The sequence below is a fragment of the Kitasatospora sp. NPDC057512 genome (genome assembly GCF_042802135.1).
GTDB lineage: Bacteria > Actinomycetota > Actinomycetes > Streptomycetales > Streptomycetaceae > Kitasatospora.
On the sequence record NZ_JBHVET010000865.1, the window covers coordinates 1 to 3212 of the forward strand.

Consider the following 3212-nt stretch of genomic DNA (forward strand, 5'->3'; position numbering starts at 1 on the left):
GCCAGCTCCGCCTCGATCTCGCCGGGTTCGATCCGGAAACCGCGCACCTTCACCTGGTCGTCCGCCCGCCCGGCGAACTCCAGCTCACCGTCGGCGCGTCGGCGCACCAGGTCGCCGGTGCGGTACATCCGGCTGCCCGCCGGACCGTACGGATCGGCGACGAAGCGGCCCGCCGTCAGCCCCGGCCGGTTCAGGTAGCCACGGGCCAGGCCCGCCCCGGCCAGGTACAGCTCTCCCGTGACGCCGGGGGCGACCGGACGCAGAGCCGAATCCAGCACGTAGACCCGGCAGTTGGCGATCGGACGGCCGATCGGCACCGGCAGCGGGCAGTCCGCCGGGTCGGCCGGCAGCGCGAAGGCGGTGATCACATGGGTCTCGGCCGGACCGTAGTGGTTGTGCAGCACCCGCCCGTGCCCGCGCGTCTGGAGGCGGCGCAGTCCGCCGCCGAGCCGCATCGCCTCGCCCGCCTGCGCGATCAACCGCAGGTCCGGCAGGTCCCGCCCGTGGTCCTCGGCCGCCTCCGCGAGGGCCTCGATCACCAGGTTGGGAGCGAAGAGCTCCGCCACCCGGTGCCGTTCCAGCCAGCCGGCCAGGAGTTCGGCGCTGCGGCGCTGCTCCTCCGTCGGCACCACCAGGGTCTTGCCGAACAGCAGCGCGGACAGCGTCTCCTGCACCGAGACGTCGAAGCTCAGCGCGGTGAACTGCGCGGTGCGGGTGCCCGGTTCGCCGCCGACGGCGCGGTGGTGCCAGTGCAGCAGGTTCGCCAGGGCGCCGGAGGGCATCACGACGCCCTTGGGCCGCCCGGTCGAGCCGGACGTGTAGATGACGTACGCCGGGTGCCCGGGGTCCTGCGGCACCGACGGGTCGGTCTCCGGGAACGTCGCGGGCGCGTGGACGGCCGCGAGGTCGTCGAGCACCACGGCCGGCCGGGCGTCCTCCAGCATGTACGCGATCCGGGCGGCCGGGTAGTCCGGGTCGACCGGCAGGTACGCGGCGCCGGTCTTGAGCACCGCGAGGACGGCGACCACCAGCTCCGCCGAGCGCGGCAGGCGCAGGGCGACGATCCGCTCCGGCCCCACCCCGCGCGCGATCAGCGCGTGGGCCAGCCGGTTGGCCCGGGCGTTCAGCTCGCCGTACGTGAGCACGGTCTCCTCGAACACCACCGCCTCGGCCTCCGGGGTGGCGCGGGCCCAGGATTCGAACAGCGCGGGCAGGCCGGTCGCGGCGACCGGACGGGCGGTGTCGTTGCCCGCGACCAGCAGCTCGTGCCGTTCCTCGGCGGTGAGGACGTCGATCCGGCTCAGCGGCCGGTCCGGTTCGGCCGCCGCCGCGGTGAGCAGCCGCAGCCAGCGGGCGACCAGCGCCTCCACGGTGGCCCGGTCGAACAGGTCGGTGGCGTACTCGACGTGGCCGGTGATCCCCGCGGACGCCCCGCCGGTACCGCCGCGCTCCACCAGGTGGAACGAGAGGTCGAACATCGCGGTCGGCGACTGCACCAGCAGGATCTCGGAGCTGAGGCCGGGCAGGTCGAAGGCGGAACGCGGGGCGTTCTGCAGCGCGAGCAGGGTCTGGAACAGCGGCTGGCGGGCGAGCGACCGGGCCGGGTTGAGGGCCTCGACCAGGTGCTCGAAGGGCAGTTCCTGGTGGGCGTAGCCGGCCAGCGCGGTGTCCCGGACCCGGCCGAGCAGTTCGGCGAAGGTCGGGTCGCCGCCGGTGTCGGTGCGCAGCACCAGGGTGTTGACGAAGAACCCGACCAGCTCGTCCAGCGCCTCGTCGGTCCGCCCCGCGATCAGGCTGCCGATGGGGACGTCCTCGCCCGCGCCCAGCTTGGTGAGCAGCGCGGAGAGGCCCGCCTGGAGCACCATGAACAGGCTGGCGCCGCGCTCCCGGCCGAGCCGGAGGAGCGCGTCGTGCAGTTCGGCGTCCAGTTCGACGGCGAGGTGTCCGCCCCGGCTGGAGACGGCCGTGGGGCGGGGCCGGTCGGCGGGCAGCCGGATCTGCTCCGGCAGGCCGGCCAGCTGCCCGGTCCAGTAGTCCGCCTGCCGGGCGAAGAGGCTCCCGGGGTCGGTCCGGTCCCCGAGCAGCCGGTCGTGCCAGAGGGTGTAGTCGGCGTACTGCACCGGCAGGTCCGCCCAGCGGGGTTGCTCGCCGCGCAGCCGCGCCGCGTACGCGGTGGACAGGTCGGCGGACACCAGGCCCAGCGACCAGGCGTCGCCCGCGATGTGGTGGATCACCACCAGCAGCACGTGCTCGTCCGGCGCCAGCCGGAACAGCTCGGCGCGCACGGGTGCCTCGGCCGCCAGGTCGAATCCGCGCCCCACCGCCTCGGTCAGCGCCGCGGCCAGGCCGGGTTCGTCGACCGGTGTGACGGGCAGGAGCGGGCTGGCCTCCTCGGCGTCCAGGACCAGCTGGTACGGCACCCCGTCGACCTGGGGGAAGGCCGTCCGCAGGCTCTCGTGGCGGGCGACGACGTCCCCGAGCGCCGTCCGCAGCGCCTCCGGGTCCAGGTCGCCGGTCAGGCGCCAGGCCAGCGGGATGTGGTACATCGCGCCGGCCCCCTCCAGCTGGTCGACGAACCACAGCCGCCGCTGGGCGTACGACAGCGGGATCCGCTCGGGTCGTTCCGAGCGGCCCAGCGCGAGCCGGGCCCGGTCGGCGCCGCCCAGGCCGGCGGCCAGCCCGGCCACCGTCGGCGTCTCGAACAGGCTGCGCAGCTCCAGTTCCACACCGAGGGTCGCGCGCACCCGGGCCACCAGCCGGGTGGCGAGCAGGGAGTGCCCGCCGAGCTCGAAGAAGTCGTCGTCGGCCCCGACCCCGGTCACGCCCAGCACCTCGCCGAACAGCCCGGCGAGGACCTGCTCCTGCGGGGTCCGCGCCGCCCGACCGGCCCGGGCCCCGGCGAACTCGGGCTCGGGCAGGGCGCGCCGGTCCAGCTTGCCGTTGACGGTCAGCGGCAGCCTCTCCAGGGCGACGAACGCGGCCGGCACCATGTGCTCCGGCAGCCGCTCCCGCAGCCGGGCGCGGAGGTCCTCCGGCTCGGCCGCGGCGCCGGCCTCCGGCACCAGGTAGGCGACCAGCCGGGTGTCGTCGGCCCGGTCGCGCCGGGCGAGCACGGCGACCTCGCGGACCTGCGGGTGCTCCGCCAGGGCCGCCTCGATCTCGCCGGGTTCGATCCGGAAGCCGCGCACCTTCACCTGGTCGTCGGCCCGGCC

1 protein-coding gene is annotated in these 3212 nt (G+C 75.5%); it reads right to left on the minus strand.

Annotation, left to right across the window (positions count from 1 at the left end):
• Positions 1-3212, minus strand: a 3212-nt coding sequence (locus tag ACFU6K_RS34950; protein WP_380670031.1) for an amino acid adenylation domain-containing protein, incomplete at both ends; no start/stop codon positions are given.